We start from the raw sequence: 15,794 nt of genomic DNA on the forward strand, positions 1-15,794 counted from the left end.
CACCAGGAGAACCACCGTGAAACCACTTGGCATGCCCGCCGCCTACCGGCACGAACCGGCTTTCTGCCGCCGTCACCACAAGCAGCGCGGCGCGTCGCTGCTGGAAAGCATCGCGTATCTGGGGGTCGCGGCGATCGTGATCGTCGGCGCGATCGCGTTGCTCGGCTCCGCGTTCTCGAGCGCGAATACCAACCGGCTGACGCAGGAACTCAACGCGATCCAGACGGGAACGCGCAAGCTTTACATGGGACAGATGAACAACTACGGGGCCGGCGACATGAATCCGAACCTGATCGCGGCCAAGGTGTTCCCCGGAACGCTGACGCCGGCCGACAAGGGCGCGGTTTCAAATACGTGGGGCGGGACGGTCAAGGTGACCGGCACGGGTCAAACCTTCACGGTTGCCTATACGCAGGTGCCGAAGGAAGTGTGCATCAATACGCTGACCGCGGGCGGTAACTGGAAGTCGGCAATGTTGGACGGCAAGAATGAAATGCCGTATCCCATCTCGCCCGACACGGCGACGGCGAACTGCACGGACAACGCGACCATTACCTGGAAGTCGAACTGACGCGGCCCGCGCCGCCGGCCTAGTCGCATCCGCCCTCATGTACGCCCTCGCCATTACCCTGATCCTCGCGTCGGCCGCCGCCGTCTACGCCACGCTGTCCGGCGGGGGCGCGTCCGCGCTGCCGCCGCCGCAGGCCGCGCAGGCGCTGGCCGAAAACCTCTCCGTGTACCGGCAGGCAACGCTCGACTACGCGCGCCAGAACCCCGGCACGCACGGGCCGGTGACCGCCGCGCAGCTGCAACCCTGGTTTCCGGCCTGGTACCGGAGCGCGAATCCGCTCTGGCGCAACTACGTGTCGGACGGCACCGTGGTCACCTATGCGGCGGCGCGGCCGGTCGTCAACATCGTCGGCGAGATCGAAACGCTCGCGCAGGGTTCGCTGTTCGCGGGGCAGGCGTATCGCGGCGCGGTCGTGCATTCGGGCTTCGCGGACGGACGGCTGCCGGCGAACGGCGTGCCGTTGCCGGCCGGCGTGACCATCGCCGACGGCCTGCCGGTCTGGATGGGACGGGCGTACTGATGGCATACGGACCGATTCGCCGCCGAGCGCGCGGCTTCGCGTTGATCGAAATACTCGGCGCGCTGGCGATCGCGGCGCTGATGCTGGCCGGCATCGCCGCGATGATGAACACGTCGATCGAGGACGTGCGCGCGCAGCAGGCCGCGCAATACCAGGCGCAGGTGACGGCGGCGGCCGCCCGCGCGCTGAAGCGCGACTACGACGCATGGATGCAGAAGGCCAATACGCAGCAGCCGGTCGTGATGACGCTCGATGACCTGAGGGGCAGCAACGATCTGTCGGCGACGCTGCGCCCGCTGAACGCGTATGCGCAAGGCACCTGCGTGCTGATCAAGAAAACCGCGAACGCGCAGGGGCTCGACGCGCTCGTCGTGACGACGGGCGGCGAGGCGATCAAGGACGTGGAGCTGGGGCCGATCGCGGCGGGGTCCGGGCCGGGCGGCGGCTCGGTCACGGCGGCCTATCCCGCGGAGGCGCGCGGCGCCTACGACAACTGGCGCATGGCGCTGGACGCCTACATGGGCGGCGCGACGCCCGACAAGTGCGCCCGGCCGGGCCCGGGCCACCTCGCCAACGAAATCTTCTTCAACGGCCCCGGCCAGCAGATCAACAGCGACTACCTGTACCGGGTCGGCGTCAACGGCCATCCGGAGGCGAACGCGATGCAGGTGCCGGTCTGGCTCACGCACACCTTCGTCAACGGCAGCGCGGACGCGGCCAACTGCGGCACGAACGGCAATTACGCGAACGGCAAGGTCGCGGCCGACGGCGCCGGTAACGTGCTGAGCTGCAAGGCGGGCTACTGGCGCAACGTGGGCGGGCACTGGAAGGATCCGGTCGCCACGGCCTACCAGCTGCCCAACGACAACACCAATGAACAGGGCGACGTGCGGCTCACGCTCGACACGTTTCGCGCATATGCGTGGACAGGCAACGGCTGGCAGGCGCTCGCCGTGGACAAGGACGGCAACATGATCGTGCCCGGCATCGTCGCGGCGAACCGGCTGGAGATCACCGGCACCGTGGTGGTGAACAGCCGGTGCTCGCCGGACCCGGCCCGGCCGGGCGCCGGCCAGGTGTCGATGGGCGCGGACGGCCAGCTGCTGACCTGCCAGAACGGCAAGTGGCTGCCGCAATCGGGCATCAAGGTCGGCGACACCGACATCGGCTGCGAGATCATCATGGCGACGCCGGGCGCCAACGACTTCAATTGCGCCCGCACCTATTACGGCCCCTACCACGGCGGCGCGGTCGGCCATTCGAGCGACGGCACCTACACGTACAACATCGAACGCCAGGTGAAGCTCGACAACAACGGCCTGATTTCGGTGAGCGCGTACATGCACATGAGTTACGCGAACTGCAACAAGACGGGCTGGGAAGGGCAGATGCGGCTGATGGTCGACATCGTCGACCTCCAGAGCGGCAACAGCATCGCGCACGGCGAGGCGCAATCGACCAAGCTCAGGGACGACGCGTCGACGATCAACGTCACGCTGAACCAGGCCGCCGAACCGCGCGGCGGCTACAAGGTGGTGCTGTCGAGCAACTGGGCGACCTACGACCGCGATGCGACGCCCTGGACGTCCAACTACTGCAACAGCACGCAAACCTTCCTGCAGACGCCGCTCGTCACCGGGTGGACCGTCAATTCGTTCTATTGAACGGACCTTCGCCACGCGCGGCACCCGCCGCGCCCGGCTGAGGTCTACTGCATGGGTCTCCTTTTCACGGTGCGCGACGGCCCAGCGGCCGCCCGCCCCTTCCGGACGGACCCATGAAGGCCAAGATTCCCGTTTTGCTGTCGTTGTTGCTGTTGTGCTCGTTCGCGGGCGCCCCCGCCGATGCCGCGCCGGTGCGCTGGCGCAGCCCCGAGATCCAGTATTCGGCGGAGGGCAAGGACGTGAAGGACGTGCTGCGCGACCTGGCCGCGAGCCAGAACGTCGCGGCCAACATCGCGTCCGGCGTGAGCGGCGTCGTGAGCGGCAAGATGAAGATGTCGCCGCAGAAATTCCTCGACACGCTCGCCGCGTCGTTCGGCTTCGTCTGGTATTTCGACGGCACGGTGCTGTACGTGACGCCCGCGAGCGACATGAAGAGCACGCTGCTCAAGCTCGATCACGCGAATACCGGCGACCTGCGCGACCTGCTCGAACAGATGAAGGTCGCCGATCCGCGCTACCCGATCGTCTACAGCGCGCAGCAGCGCACCGCGCTGGTCGCGGGGCCGCCGCGCTATGTCGAGCTGGTGGCGAGCGTCGCCGCGCGCCTCGACGAGAACTCGGCGCGCACCGGCGGCACCACGATCCGCGTGTTCTCGCTGAAGCACGCATGGGCCGCCGACCGCGACGTGAACGTCGACGGCAAGACCGTATCGATGCCGGGCGTCGCGGCGCTGCTCAACCGGATGTATCACCCGGGCAGCGGCAAACCCGGCTCGCAGACGACCGTGGGCCGCCCGATCAACCGCGCCGCGCCGATGACCGATCTCGGCGGCGGCCAGGGCGGCAGCGGTGGCAGCGGCGGCACGGCGCCGTTGCCGCCGCTGCCGCCCTACCTGCAGACCGGCCAGCCGGGCGCGGGCGGCGGGGGAACGGGCGCGCCGGGCGGGCTGGGCGCCGCGCTGTCGAGCCCGGGCGGGATGCGCGCGCCGGGCGCGCCCGGCGATGCGCCGGCCGGCGTGCAGGCCGACGGCGCCGATGCGAACGAACTCCCGGTGATCCAGGCCGATCCGCGCACCAACTCGATCCTCGTGCGCGACGCGCCCGAGCGCATGTCCCAGTACCCGGACCTGATCGCGCTGCTCGACGTGAAGCCCCGGCTGATCGAGATCGAGGCGCACATCATCGAGATCGACGAGGGCGCGTTGAAGCAGCTCGGCGTCGACTGGCGCGCGCACAACAGCCACCTCGACATCCAGACGGGCACCGGGCAGACCCTGCAGAATTCCTACGCGAACGGCTCGTTGAATCCGACCTTCGGATCGATTTCGCTATCGGGCAACGGCGATTCCGGCAGTGCGCTGGCGACGCCGATGGGGCTGTCGCTGACGGCGGTGCTGGGTGACGCGGGGCGCTATCTGCTGACGCGGATCAACGCGCTGGAATCGACCAATCAGGCGCGGACCGATGCCAGCCCGAAGGTCACGACGCTCGACAACATCGAGGCCGTGATGGACAACAAGACGCAGTTCTTCGTGCGGGTCGCGGGCTACACATCGGCCGATCTGTACAGCATCTCGACGGGCGTGTCGCTGCGCGTGCTGCCGATGGTGATCGAGGAGGGCGGGCGCACGCAGATCAAGCTCGACGTGCGGATCGTCGACGGCGAACTCTCGTCGCGGTCGGTCGACAACATCCCGGTGATCGTGTCGAACGAAATCAGCACGCAGGCGTTCATCGAACAGGGCCAGGCGCTGCTGATCGCGGGGTACAAGGTGGATTCGCGTTCCAGCATGCTGTCGGGCGTGCCGCTGCTGTCGAAGCTGCCGTTCCTGGGCGCGCTGTTTCGCTCGACGGACAAGAAGGATAGCCACACGGAGCGGCTGTTCCTGGTGTCGCCGCGGGTGATCGAGCCGTGAGAAAGCCCGGCATGAAGGCTCGGGCGCCGCGTGCATGCGGCGGACGGCACCCGAATCCTGTGCGTTACGCGGCGGGCTTCGTGTAGTCCGCCCCGAACCACTTCACCGACAGCTTCGCCAGCGTGCCGTCCTGCCGCAGCGCATTCAGCGCGCCTTCGAGTGCCGCCCCGAACTTCGGATTGCCCTTGTGGTACGGAATGCCCATCTGCGTCTCGCCGCCCTTCACCGTTGCTCCGGGTTTCAACGGCAGGTTCGAGGTCTTGATGAGGTAAGGCAGCATCAGGCGATCGTCCATGCTCGCGTCGACCCGCTTCGTGGCGACGTCGCGCAGCTTCTCCGGCGCGCCCGGATAGGTGAGCACGGTCACGCCGGGAATCGTCTTCGCGAGATCCGCGAAGTTGGTGCCGAGCGTCACGCCGATCTTTCGGCCGTTCATCGCGCCGGGCGCGCCGTAGTCGTGGTTGTCGTCGGCGCGCTGGATCAGTTGGGCCGCCGAGTACAGGTACGGCTGGCTGAAGTCGATCGCCTCGCGGCGTTGCGGTGTGATCGTGACTTGATTGACGATCACGTCGAACTTGCCCGCCTGCAGCCCCGCGATGATCCCGCTCCACTCGACCGTGACGAACTGCGGCTTCATGCCCAGCTTCGCCGCGACGGCCTTGGCGACATCGATGTCGAAGCCCTCGAGTTCACCCTTGTCGTTGCGATAGCCGAACGGCGGGTAGGTGCCTTCGATACCGATCTTCAGCACGCCGCTCGATTTGACCGAGTCGAGCACGTCGGCCGCATGTGCGGCGGGCGCGACGAAGTTCAGCGCGGCGGCCGCGACGACGGTGCGCAGCAGGAAGGACAGAGGTTTCATCGCAGTCTCCGGGTGGCGGGTTGTGTCCGGCCGGGACGGGGGAGCGGCGCGCTCGCGCGCGCCCGAACCTTCGGGCCGGCGGACCCGATTCTCGCCGTTTGGCCGGAAGATGGGAACCGGACAAAAATAACCGGCGCGCGCGACGCGGACGAGCCGGCGCGGCGGTGAGGTTTTTCGGGAGCGGCGGCGCGGGACAGACCGGGTGCGCGCGTCGCCCGCGCGCACCCGCAGCACGATCGCGCTACGCGTTGCGCGCGGCGCGGATCTCGGCCAGCGAGCGCCGCTGCGCGCCCGCCGCGTCGAAATTGCCGGCGGCGAGCCATTGCTCGAAGTCGTCGCGGCGGGCGGGCCATTCGCCGTCGACGATCGAGTACCACGCGGTGTCCCGGTTGCGTCCCTTGTAGACGATCGCTTGGCGGAAGATGCCTTCGAACTGGAATCCCAGCCGCGCGGCGCTCTGGCGCGACGGCGCGTTGAGGCTGTCGCATTTCCATTCGTAGCGGCGATAGCCGAGCGTATCGAACGCGTACTTCATCAGCAGGTATTGCGCTTCGGTGGAGCAGGGTGTGCGCTGCAGCAACGGCGAGAACGTGACGGATCCCACTTCGATCACGCCGTTCGCCGGATCGATCCGCATCAGCGCGAGCGTGCCGACCGCCTTGCCCGTGCGATGGTCGATCACCGCGAAATGGAAGGGATCGGCGCTGGCCGCCGCGCTTTGCGCATAGACGCGGTAGCCGGCGGCATCGGCGAACGGGCCGACGCCCATGTAGGTCCAGGCGCGATCGTCGGGCGCTTGCGCGTAGGCGGCGTACAGATCGTCCGCATGGCGGTCCGCGTCGAGCGGCATCAACGTGCAGTAGCGGCCCGCCAGCGTGTCGCGCGCGGGCCTCGGCCGCGGCGTCCAGCCGGCGAGCGGCGTGCCGATGGGTTGATCGTAGGTGTTGGTGGGCATGAGCAATCCTGATGAACAGTGGCACGGGACAACCGCTAAAGATACCGTGCCCTTGGCTCCCCGGGAAGAGCCAGGCGATGCAAACCGGCTGGGGCCATCGAGCCGTTGCGGCGCGCTTACCCCTTGACGGTCACGCACACCGGGTTCGAGCAGAACCCGTCGAGATTCGCTTTCGACTGCCGTCGTTCCGGCACGGTGCCGAGCGGCGTTTGCGCGTCGTCGGCCCGGGCCGCGTGCATATGCCGGTCTCCTGTCGTCCCTCCGCCGGCGTCGCGGCGCCGCCGTCGCCGCAGGCGGACCGCGACAGCGCGGCGGCGAGCGCGAAGCAGAGCGGGGCTCGCATGGCAACGATAAGGACTCGAAAGAAAATCACACCGCCTTCGCTTACAAGACGGCATCGGTGTTATCCGGCGGTAAGGCGCGCGATGCCGACGCGCATCGCCTACCAGATCTGGTAGATAGCGAACCCGTGGAAGCGACCTAATCTATTACACAGACCAGATCACGATACGCAAAGCGTTCCGCTCCGACGGCGGGACGCACGGGGCTCACTTGATTCGCCGTTGTCGCCGCATGGCGCGCCGATCTGTCCGCGATGGGCCAGTCGCGGTATCGCGCGCGGTGTGGGCCGCGCGTTTCCCCGAGCGGGCCGACACCGGCCCATGACTGTTTTTCGCAACGCGCGACGCCGCGCGCGGCGTCGGCATGGCCGCCGCCGTCCACGGGGATCGCCGGGCCGTCAACCGCCGTTCCTGTCCAACGAGGAAAACCATGAGTCAAGCCGAATCCCATCCGGCGCCGCCCTACGGCGTCGCGATTCACCAGGCCATCTCCGAGGGCGATCTGGCGCGGATGAAAGCGCTCCGCACGCAGGCGCGCTCGCTGCTGAGCGAGCAAGGCAACCTCGCCGTCGCGCTCGAGCTGCTCGAAGTCGAAATCGCCAGGCTCGAATCGTAGTCGCCGTCGCTTCCACGCTGTTTTTACCGTTCCGTTGTCGCTCGACAACTCGACCCCCAGGAGACACACATGTCCGAAGATCTGCGCGTTGGTCTGTTCCCGGTTCGCTACACCGTCGGCACCGGCGCACCCGGCGCGCCGCAACTCAAGCTGAACCTGCTCGTCTTTGCGCCGGAGAGCAGCGTCGCCGGCACCGCGGCGGTCACGCAGGTGGTGAGCCCTCCGTCCGTCGAGTTCCACGCGGACGTCTGGGGCACCTATCTCCGCGGCCACGGCCCCGCGCCGGGCGGCACGGTCGTGCACGTCTCGCTGACAGGCAACGACGGCGGCCCGCATTCCAATTCGATCCTGACCTTCCACGCGGAACTGCTGCTGGCCGCCGACGGACGCACGGGCGTCGGCACGTATCGCTATTTCTACGACGGCAGCTGGCGCGTCGTCGAGCACGTGCCGGTCAAGATCGATCCGGAGCTGGTGCCGTTCGAACCGGGCCCGGTCATCGACCCGGGTACCGGCCCGGTGCCGCTGTACGGCGTCGGCCTGCAGGCCGCGGCCGCGTCCGGCAGTCTCTCGCACATGCAGACGCTCGCCGCGTATGCCCGCCAGCAACTGTCGAGCCGCGACGAGATCGCGGCCGGACTGGACGCGCTCAAGGCGGAAATCAGCAAGCTCGAAGGCCGGCACTGAGCCGTCCCGCGATACCTCGTCGTCAATCATTCCTTCTCGCGGAGTTATCGTCATGACCATCGGTCTCTTTCACGTTCAATATCGCGTCGCAGTGCCCAATCTGCTGGGTCCGGTCCTGTACCTGAACCTGCTCGTCAACACGCCGGACAAATCCGTCTCCGGGTTCTCGGTCATCACCCAGGCGCTGGCGCTGCCGCCGATCCGCGGGCGCGTCTGGGGGCGCTACGCCGAGCTGAAGCCGGATCACGCGGCCGAGTCGCTGATCACGCTGTCGCTCCACGGCACCCCGGCCGGCCCCGTCAGCGCGCAGGTGGAAGTGCTGGAGTTCCACGGCCTGCTGAAACCCGACTGGCAGTCCGGCACGGCGCACTACCGGTTCTTCGAGAACGATCGCTGGCACGCGATCCAGCATGCCGTCGTGACCCGGGATACGTCGCCGATCCCGCACCTGCCGCCGCACGATCATCCCGTGCCGCTGTACGGCGTCGGCCTGCAGGAAGCGCGCGCGTCCGGGGATCTGAGCCGGATGAAGGCGCTCGCGCGGCAGGCCGAGCAGCAGCTTGCCGACCACGACGCGATCTCGGCCGCGCTCGCGAAGCTCGAGACGGAAATCTCGCGGCTGACGGCGCGCCGCTAAATCGCGACGAACCGCCGCGCGCGGGCCGCGAGGCCGTGCGCGGCGGCCGGCAGTTCGATCGGGAGACCTCGACATGAGCATCACGCAAGCGCGCCCGGCCCGCTATCTGACCGACCGGGACCGTCAACGCCTGGTGCCGGTGCACGCCGTCTGGGAAATCACGCTGGCCTGCGATCTCAAGTGCCTGCATTGCGGTTCCCGGGCCGGCCATCGGCGAACCGGCGAGCTGAACACGGCCGAGTGCCTGGAGGTGATCGACGCGCTCGCGCGGCTCGGCACGCGCGAGGTCTCGCTGATCGGCGGCGAGGCGTATCTGCGCAAGGACTGGACCCAGCTGATCCGCGCGATCCGTGCGCACGGCATGTATTGCGCGATCCAGACGGGCGGCCGCAACCTGACGCCCCGGCGGCTCGCCGAGGCGGTGGAAGCCGGCCTGAACGGCGTCGGCGTGTCGCTCGACGGTCTCGCGCCGCTGCACGACAAGGTGCGCAACGTGCCCGGCGCGTTCGAACGCGCGACGGATACGCTGGCGCGCGCCCGCGCGGCCGGCCTGGCGGTGAGCGTGAACACGCAGATCGGCGCCGCGACGATGCCGGATCTGCCCGCGCTGATGGACACCATCATCGAACTGGGCGCGACGCACTGGCAGATTCAGCTGACGGTCGCCATGGGCAACGCGGTCGACCACGACGAACTGCTGCTGCAGCCTTATCAGCTGGCGGAACTGATGCCGCTGCTCGCGAAGCTGTACACCGACGGCCAGAGCCGCGGCCTGCTGATGACGGTCGGCAACAACATCGGCTATTACGGCCCGTACGAGCATCTGTGGCGCGGCTTCGGCGACGAGCGGGTGCACTGGACCGGATGCTCGGCCGGGCAGTCGGTGATCGCGCTCGAGGCCGACGGCACCGTCAAGGGCTGCCCGTCGCTCGCCACCGTGGGCTTCGCGGGCGGCAACGTGCGCGACCTGTCGCTCGAGGACATCTGGCACGACAGCGAGGCGATCCATTTCGGCCGCCTGCGGTCGGTGGACGATCTGTGGGGGTTCTGCCGGAGCTGCTATTACGCGGACGTGTGCCGGGGCGGCTGCACGTGGACTTCGCATTCGCTGCTCGGCAAGCCGGGCAACAATCCGTACTGTCACTATCGGGTGCTGGAGCTGCGCAAGCAGGGGCTGCGCGAACGGATCGAGAAGGTCCAGGAAGCCGGGCCCGCGTCGTTCGCGGTAGGGCGCTTCGACCTCGTGACCGAGCGTATCGCCGACGGCGAACCGGTCTCGAGCATCGTCCGCTCGGGGCAGGTGATCGAGCTGACCTGGAAGAACAAGGGCAAGCGCGCGCCGGAGGTCGGGCGGATTCCGCCGAGGCTGAATCTGTGCCGGGGCTGCGACGGGTATGTGCAGGCAAGCGAGCAGACGTGCCCGCATTGCGGCGCGGATATCGAGGCGGCGGCGCACGCGTACGAGGCGGATGCGCGGCATCGCCGCGCGCTGATGCGCGACCTGGAACGGATGCTCGGCCTGCCGGCGGGCGATGCGTGATCCGGTCGGGGAAGGCGGGTGACCCTCCTTCCGCCTTCCTGTTTCAAGGAACCACCACGCCCGACTGGTTGCCGTCGCTCACGCCGGATGCCGTGCCGTGCAGCGTGAAGTTCATGCCTTGCGACGCGCCTTCGTTCGCATGCAGATAGAACACCGCGTAATTGGTGTTGACCTGCATCGTCGCGACGTACGGGCCGCCGCTGCGCGGGCCGTCCTGCGTGGCCGAGAACGAGACGATGGGCGGATTCGCGGTGATGGTGACGGCCATCGGCGTCGAGAGGGAGAGCACGCTGTCGAGCTGAACCACCGCGAATTGCGGTGTCGACAGCCCCGCGACGACGGGCGTCTGGTCGGCGGTTGCCGCGAAGAGCAGCTGCGGCGGCGTGAAGTTCATCGTGACCGACGGAAAGACGCAGAAGAAGCCGCAGGTGTCGTTCGCGACCAGCGCGTGCGCGGCGGTCGTCGGATAGTTGGCGGGCGACGGCGGCTGCGGCAGCGGCAGATGACTGGTGCCGCCGGCCGCGGGCGGCGGCGTCAGCTTCGACGTGACGTCGACGTTGTCGTAGGTCAGCGAGAACGCATTGGACGGATCGAAGTTGGTATTGAAGATGACGGTCGCGCTGGTCACGGGCTCGGTCGCCTTGCACGAGCCGGTCCCGTTCGCCGAGATCACCTGGCAGGGGTTCGTGAACGCGACGGGGGCGACGCAGCCCGACGACAGCAACGCGATGGCGGCTAGCAGCGGGGGCAGCAGGCTTTTCATGACGGTCTCCTTCGGGTTGTCGTTGTGTGTGATGCGGCGACGGGTCAAGGCGGCGGTGCGCGATGCGCGCGCGCGGCGCGCGGCGCCGGGAGCGGGACACCGGTGCCCGCCGCCTGGCTGCGGGCGACGATGCGTTCGTGCCAGTTCATCAGCAGCGGCGCGTCGCCCGCGCGGATCGCGGCGAATTCCTGCCGGCACAGCGCGGTGAAGCGCCGGTATCCGTCGTCCCGATAGGCCGGCCACGCATCCGCCAGCCGCTGCTCGTGGACGTTGCACAGCGCGTAGCGCCGGTCGAAGCCGTGCGACACCGGCACCACGGTGCCGTCCGCCTGCAGCACGATCACCTTGAGCAGCGACGCGGGCGAGGCGGTTTCGTCGGCGGCCGGATCCGACGCATAGACGAGATCCGGGCGCGCGGCGATCGTGTCCCGATGCAGCAGGTCGATCTGGATCTGCATGCGGTCCGCGTACTTGCCGGACAGCGCGGCGGCGAGCAGATAGGCGCGGCCCGCGACATCGAACGGCGGCGCGTCGCCGGGCATCGTGTCGGCGGCGCGGCCGCTCAGTTCCAGCGGATGGATCTGCAGCAGCCCCGCCTTCTTGCGCGCGGCATACGCGGCGACCCACATCAGGTGGGCCCACGTATGCTGGGTGAGCGTGTGGATGAAGCCGAACTCGATGCCGGCCCGGCGCACGTTCGCGAGCCCGGCCGCGAGCCGCTGGAACGCGCGCGGCGACCCGCGCATCGCGTTATGCAGCGCGGGCGGGCCGTCGAGGCTCAGCGCCAGCAGATCGACGCGGCCGCGCAGCGCATCGAGATGCTTCGCGTCGAGAAAGAAGCCGTTGCTCGTCACGGTCGTGAGCAGGCGTAGCGATTTCGCGTGGTCGAGCAGTTCCACGAGACCGTCGTAGAGCATCGGTTCGCCGCCCGATACCGACACCACGCGATACCCCATGCGCGCCGCGTCCGACACGGCGTCGCACGCGGTGGCGAGATCCAGCCGCAAGGCGGCGGACGGACCGGAATGCGAGTAGCAATGCCCGCACGACAGATTGCAGCGCAACGAAGGATGGATCTGGATGACCGGCAACTGCCCCGCGCCGTTGCACGCCATGACGCCCCCGGAATGGTGTGGACGGTGTCAGCCTTCGAGCGCGTTCGCCTGCTGGTTCGTCGCGCCCAGTTCCACCGTCACGCCGACCATCTCGACGTTCGGAATGCCGTACGGAAACACGATGACGCCGTGGACGCGCGCCGTCTGCAGCACGACGTTGGACAGGATGGCGCTGAACGCCTTCGGTTCGACCACGGCCTGCACGGTCAAACCGTCGACCACGGGCGGTATGCCGCGCGGAAACACGCGGATGTTCTGGAGTCCGGAGGTATGCAGCCCCGCGACCAGCGTGACCAGTTCGGCGAGATTGTCGTCGTCCAGTCCGCCGAAGCGGAGCGTTTTAAGCAAGGCCTTTTCGAAGGCGCGTGAATCTTCGGGCGTGGCAGCCATGTCGTCCCCCTGGCGTATTCGCTATTTAAACAGCTAGCGAGAAGCTGGATTTGAATCGCCGATTCGGATCGGATCGATGAACAACTTAAACGTATGGATATCGGGCTATCGGCATGGTTATGAGCGTAGGTCTCTAATTTCGGTATTGCAAACTTTTGCGGGAAGGATTTTCCCGCAGTGAAAATCGGTAAAGACACCGATAAGAAATGGTTCGGGAAACGGTTCCGCCCAGGCGGTAAAACGCATGACGACGCGGATCGGCCGAGGGTCGGTCGAGCGGGTCGGATCGGCGCGACGGCGGATACCGACGGCATGCTCGGCCGGCACCGCGACGTGCGTCGGCGCTCGGCCGATCGGGCAACCTGGGCGCGGCGTGGGCGGACCGATGCGCGCACGCGGGTAAAATCGCTGTTTTGCCTGTGCCGGCCGCTCGCCGGGCGAGCCCGGCGCGGATGTTTCCCCCGTATTTTCAAGACTTATGACCGATTCCGATTTGCAACCCGACGACACCGCGATTCACGAAAGCGGCCTGTGGCGCGACGACGGCTGGACCGCGCGCGTGATCAAGAACGAGGACGACGACGGCTGGGCGGTCGAGATGATCAAGGACGGCGAGGCCGAGCCGGCGCTGGTCGGCCCGTGGACGATGGGGCGCGACAAGAAGAATCCGAAGCCGCTCGATTCCGCCGCGTTCCGCACGCTGGTGAAGACCGCATCCGAGGTGTTGCGGCGGCACGAGCAGCAGCGCCACGCGATGCTGCACAAGGCGGTGACGGTGTGGGCGAACGAACAGGAAGTGACCGTGACGCTCGATATCGTGCCGGACGAGGACGACCCTTACGCGGATCTCAAGGCGTTCGCGCCGGACGGCACGCTGCTTGCGCAGGCTCGGGTGTCCGCGGGCTACAAGCTTTCCCAGACGAGCGCGCAGAAATGGATCGCGGCGGATTTCAACCGTCCCGACTAGGCCGCCGGCCCGTCGAGCGTCGATGCCGCGCCGCGCGCGGCTTGATTTGCGTCAGGCAATGGATAAATAAAAATATTGTTGAATTATTTGCCTAAATAATCTTAATCATTCAACGAAATGTAAATCTGCCGTAAATTTCGTAATTGAATTGACGGGAAAGTTTTCGCTGTTATAAATTCGCCCTCTTCTTTTAATAAGAAGAGTGGAAATCATGATAATAACGAGAGTCTCGAGGGCGGCATGCCAATGGGTTGCCGCGTTTGCCGTGCTGGGTGGCGTTTCCGTCGCGGTGGCCGGGCCGGCCCCGGGGCAGGCGCAGCAGGCGAGAATGCCGCGCGCGCCGCAGAACCTGCCGGTGTCGCCGGAACAGTCGGCGTACAACCTGCCGCTCAGCAAGCAGGATCGCGCCGCGCTGCTGCAGCCGTCGCAGCCGCGGCCGGCGAACGCGCGCAGCAAGCGCAGCACCGCCGGCGACGATTGCCGCGACATGAACGCGATCGCGCGCTACCGCGGCGCCGCGCTGGCCGACGCCATCGCGAACCTGCCCGACTACGAATGCCACTACGGCCTGTTCTCGGTCGACAAGCCGCTCGCGACGGTCATCTTCAGCGGAGAGAACGTGCACGCGGTCGCGAGCCGCTTCGTGCAGGAGATCCACGGCTACGACGCGAGCAACCTGGTGCTCGTCAACTTGCTGATCTATCTGCGCGCCGCGTATTACCAATACGACGTGAGCGGGCTCGCCGATCAGGTGCCCGGGTTGGCGGTCGCGCTGCGTCCGTACATCCAGCGCAGCCTCTCGGGCGACGCCTTGTACCGGGAAAACGCGCGCGCGCCCAGCACCGCGAGCGAGCTGATGAAGCTCATCACGAACCTGAAGGACGAGGCGTACTACCTGCCGACGCTCAAGCAGCGCGTCGCGGCGTACACCGCGAGCGCGGCCGACCCGCAGGCGGCAGCGCCGCTGCGTCAGCCGAGCGCGGCGGGCGGTTTCACCGGACTCCTGACGGTTTTCTTCTACGCGCATCAGCGGGCCGACGCGCGCCGCACGCTCGAGAGCGACGCATCGCTGCCGGACACGCTGAACCGCTTCGTCACCGCGAACCGTGCGAGCTTGTCGAACACGAGCGCCGCGTATCAGCTGGCGGACGCGGCGCGTGAAACCTACCGGTTCCTCCGCTATCCGGCGCAACTGCCGCGCGTGAAGCCGATGGTCCGGCAGATGCTCGCGTCGACCAGCATGACGGGGGCCGACAGCGACCTGTGGCTCGCGGCGGCGGAGGCCGTGCAGTACGGCGACCCGGATCACTGCGCGGATTACGGCGTCTGCGACTACAAGAGCAAGCTGACGGCCGCGGTGCTGACGCAGCGGTACGCGTGCAACGCGCAGGTCCGCATCGTCGCGCAGGAGATGACGACGGCGCAGATGCAGTCGGTTTGCGCGGCGGTCGCGCAGCAGGACGCCTACTTCCACCGGATGATGAAGACGGACCGCAAGCCCGTGGCCGGCGACCGCAACGATTCGATCGAACTCGTCGTGTTCGACGACTACGACAACTACCGCAAGTACGCGTCGGTGATCTACGGAATCGGCACGGACAACGGCGGTATGTACCTGGAAGGCGATCCGTCCCGGCCGGGCAATCAGGCCCGCTTCATCGCGCACGAGGCGTCGTGGCTGCGCCCGCAGTTCAAGGTCTGGAACCTGGAACACGAGTTCACCCACTATCTCGACGGCCGCTACGACATGGCCGGCGATTTCGCGGTGAGCACGGCGAAGCCGACCGTGTGGTGGATCGAGGGTGTCGCCGAGTACCTGTCGAGAAAGAACGACAACCCCGAATCGATCGAGGCGGCGCGCAGCGGCGCCTACCGCTTCTCCGACGTGCTCGCGACCCGCTACACGTCGGCCGACTACGTCGCGCGCGCGTACCGCTGGGGCTATATGGCAACGCGCTTCATGTTCGAACGGCATCGCGCCGACGTCGACGCGATCGTCGCGCGCTTTCGCACCGGCGACTACGACGGCTACGCGAACTATGTCGAGGACCTCGCGCCGCGCTACGACCAGGAGTTCGCCGACTGGGCGCGGGTGGCGACCACGGCGGGCGAGCCGCCGCAACCCTGAGCCGGACGGGGCCGCCGCCGGTTCTTGCAGCGCGGCAGAGGGCCCCGTCTAGAAAACCGGTGCGCGCGGGGCGGGGCGGGGTGCTAAGCTTCGGCGAATTCTGTCATTCATCGATGTAACAA

15 protein-coding genes and 1 pseudogene are annotated in these 15,794 nt (G+C 67.6%); 10 read left to right on the forward strand and 6 right to left on the reverse strand.

The features are described from left to right. The first annotated feature begins 16 nt into the window (after positions 1 to 16). From RZR99_RS00775 to sctC, 4 genes are all read left to right on the forward strand, one after another. Positions 17 to 571 (forward strand): type 4 pilus major pilin, encoded by a 555-nt coding sequence (locus RZR99_RS00775; protein WP_323117807.1) that lies wholly within the window; start codon positions 17 to 19, stop codon positions 569 to 571. A 37-nt stretch (positions 572 to 608) separates the two neighbouring features. Continuing rightward, positions 609 to 1,091, forward strand: coding sequence for a type IV pilus biogenesis protein PilM (gene pilM / locus RZR99_RS00780; protein WP_323117808.1), 483 nt, complete (start codon positions 609 to 611; stop codon positions 1,089 to 1,091). Then, complete coding sequence (pilV, locus tag RZR99_RS00785) at positions 1,091 to 2,755, forward strand: shufflon system plasmid conjugative transfer pilus tip adhesin PilV (protein ID WP_323117809.1); 1,665 nt, start codon at positions 1,091 to 1,093, stop codon at positions 2,753 to 2,755. The genes pilM and pilV overlap by 1 nt, the downstream gene beginning before the upstream one ends. Before the next feature lie 113 nt (positions 2,756 to 2,868). After that, positions 2,869 to 4,671, forward strand: coding sequence for a type III secretion system outer membrane ring subunit SctC (sctC, locus tag RZR99_RS00790; protein WP_323117810.1), 1,803 nt, complete (start codon positions 2,869 to 2,871; stop codon positions 4,669 to 4,671). 64 nt (positions 4,672 to 4,735) lie between these two features. Here the strand turns inward: sctC and RZR99_RS00795 are convergent, their stop codons facing one another. The 3 genes and pseudogenes from RZR99_RS00795 to RZR99_RS00805 all read right to left on the reverse strand — a co-directional run bounded on the left by RZR99_RS00795 (position 4,736) and on the right by RZR99_RS00805 (position 6,727). Then, positions 4,736 to 5,533 (reverse strand): transporter substrate-binding domain-containing protein, encoded by a 798-nt coding sequence (locus RZR99_RS00795; RefSeq protein ID WP_323117811.1) that lies wholly within the window; start codon positions 5,531 to 5,533, stop codon positions 4,736 to 4,738. A 250-nt stretch (positions 5,534 to 5,783) separates the two neighbouring features. Continuing rightward, positions 5,784 to 6,488, reverse strand: a pseudogene (locus RZR99_RS00800) (GNAT family N-acetyltransferase); the annotation flags it as partial. Positions 6,489 to 6,604: 116 nt separating this feature from the next. Next, complete coding sequence (locus RZR99_RS00805; protein WP_323117812.1) at positions 6,605 to 6,727, reverse strand: hypothetical protein; 123 nt, start codon at positions 6,725 to 6,727, stop codon at positions 6,605 to 6,607. A gap of 532 nt (positions 6,728 to 7,259) precedes the next feature. Here RZR99_RS00805 and RZR99_RS00810 point away from each other — a divergent pair. The 4 genes from RZR99_RS00810 (at position 7,260) to RZR99_RS00825 (ending at position 10,309) form a co-directional block, all read left to right on the forward strand. Beyond that, a complete protein-coding gene (locus tag RZR99_RS00810) occupies positions 7,260 to 7,445 on the forward strand; it encodes a DUF1843 domain-containing protein (protein ID WP_323117813.1) in 186 nt (61 codons plus the stop codon). A 69-nt stretch (positions 7,446 to 7,514) separates the two neighbouring features. Then, the gene (locus RZR99_RS00815) at positions 7,515 to 8,132 is read left to right on the forward strand and encodes a DUF1842 domain-containing protein (RefSeq protein WP_323117814.1); all 618 of its coding nucleotides are present in this window, start codon (positions 7,515 to 7,517) and stop codon (positions 8,130 to 8,132) included. A 52-nt stretch (positions 8,133 to 8,184) separates the two neighbouring features. Then, positions 8,185 to 8,769 carry a DUF1842 domain-containing protein gene (locus tag RZR99_RS00820; protein ID WP_323117815.1) on the forward strand — a complete coding sequence of 195 codons (585 nt, stop codon included), beginning with the start codon at positions 8,185 to 8,187 and terminating at the stop codon, positions 8,767 to 8,769. A gap of 73 nt (positions 8,770 to 8,842) precedes the next feature. After that, positions 8,843 to 10,309: a GDL motif peptide-associated radical SAM/SPASM maturase gene (locus RZR99_RS00825; RefSeq protein WP_323117816.1), complete on the forward strand. Its 1,467-nt coding sequence runs from the start codon at positions 8,843 to 8,845 to the stop codon at positions 10,307 to 10,309. A gap of 43 nt (positions 10,310 to 10,352) precedes the next feature. Here RZR99_RS00825 and RZR99_RS00830 read toward each other — a convergent pair whose 3' ends face one another. The 3 genes from RZR99_RS00830 to RZR99_RS00840 are packed head-to-tail and all read right to left on the reverse strand — an operon-like array spanning position 10,353 to position 12,535. Further along, positions 10,353 to 11,072, reverse strand: coding sequence for a hypothetical protein (locus RZR99_RS00830; RefSeq protein ID WP_323117817.1), 720 nt, complete (start codon positions 11,070 to 11,072; stop codon positions 10,353 to 10,355). A gap of 44 nt (positions 11,073 to 11,116) precedes the next feature. Then, on the reverse strand, positions 11,117 to 12,187 hold the full coding sequence (locus tag RZR99_RS00835; protein WP_323117818.1) for a radical SAM protein: 1,071 nt from the start codon (positions 12,185 to 12,187) through the stop codon (positions 11,117 to 11,119). Between the two features lie 27 nt (positions 12,188 to 12,214). Next, complete coding sequence (locus RZR99_RS00840) at positions 12,215 to 12,535, reverse strand: hypothetical protein (protein ID WP_323117819.1); 321 nt, start codon at positions 12,533 to 12,535, stop codon at positions 12,215 to 12,217. A 520-nt stretch (positions 12,536 to 13,055) separates the two neighbouring features. Between RZR99_RS00840 and RZR99_RS00845 the strand changes: the two genes are divergently transcribed. Then, positions 13,056 to 13,544: a hypothetical protein gene (locus RZR99_RS00845; protein ID WP_323117820.1), complete on the forward strand. Its 489-nt coding sequence runs from the start codon at positions 13,056 to 13,058 to the stop codon at positions 13,542 to 13,544. 211 nt (positions 13,545 to 13,755) lie between these two features. Continuing rightward, positions 13,756 to 15,672: a collagenase gene (locus tag RZR99_RS00850; protein WP_323117821.1), complete on the forward strand. Its 1,917-nt coding sequence runs from the start codon at positions 13,756 to 13,758 to the stop codon at positions 15,670 to 15,672. Positions 15,673 to 15,794 lie beyond the last annotated feature (122 nt).

This window comes from Burkholderia alba (genome assembly GCF_034721475.1).
GTDB classification, from domain to species: domain Bacteria; phylum Pseudomonadota; class Gammaproteobacteria; order Burkholderiales; family Burkholderiaceae; genus Burkholderia; species Burkholderia alba.

What these genes read in the sequence shown, in the direction of transcription:
- pilM (WP_323117808.1), top strand. Translation starts at nt 609, where the DNA reads ATGTACGCCCTCGCCATTACCCTGATCCTCGCGTCGGCCGCCGCCGTC.
- pilV (WP_323117809.1), top strand. Translation starts at nt 1,091, where the DNA reads ATGGCATACGGACCGATTCGCCGCCGAGCGCGCGGCTTCGCGTTGATC.
- sctC (WP_323117810.1), top strand. Translation starts at nt 2,869, where the DNA reads ATGAAGGCCAAGATTCCCGTTTTGCTGTCGTTGTTGCTGTTGTGCTCG.
- RZR99_RS00795 (WP_323117811.1), bottom strand. Translation starts at nt 5,533, where the DNA reads ATGAAACCTCTGTCCTTCCTGCTGCGCACCGTCGTCGCGGCCGCCGCG.
- RZR99_RS00805 (WP_323117812.1), bottom strand. Translation starts at nt 6,727, where the DNA reads ATGCACGCGGCCCGGGCCGACGACGCGCAAACGCCGCTCGGCACCGTG.
- RZR99_RS00810 (WP_323117813.1), top strand. Translation starts at nt 7,260, where the DNA reads ATGAGTCAAGCCGAATCCCATCCGGCGCCGCCCTACGGCGTCGCGATT.
- RZR99_RS00815 (WP_323117814.1), top strand. Translation starts at nt 7,515, where the DNA reads ATGTCCGAAGATCTGCGCGTTGGTCTGTTCCCGGTTCGCTACACCGTC.
- RZR99_RS00820 (WP_323117815.1), top strand. Translation starts at nt 8,185, where the DNA reads ATGACCATCGGTCTCTTTCACGTTCAATATCGCGTCGCAGTGCCCAAT.
- RZR99_RS00825 (WP_323117816.1), top strand. Translation starts at nt 8,843, where the DNA reads ATGAGCATCACGCAAGCGCGCCCGGCCCGCTATCTGACCGACCGGGAC.
- RZR99_RS00830 (WP_323117817.1), bottom strand. Translation starts at nt 11,072, where the DNA reads ATGAAAAGCCTGCTGCCCCCGCTGCTAGCCGCCATCGCGTTGCTGTCG.
- RZR99_RS00835 (WP_323117818.1), bottom strand. Translation starts at nt 12,187, where the DNA reads ATGGCGTGCAACGGCGCGGGGCAGTTGCCGGTCATCCAGATCCATCCT.
- RZR99_RS00845 (WP_323117820.1), top strand. Translation starts at nt 13,056, where the DNA reads ATGACCGATTCCGATTTGCAACCCGACGACACCGCGATTCACGAAAGC.
- RZR99_RS00850 (WP_323117821.1), top strand. Translation starts at nt 13,756, where the DNA reads ATGATAATAACGAGAGTCTCGAGGGCGGCATGCCAATGGGTTGCCGCG.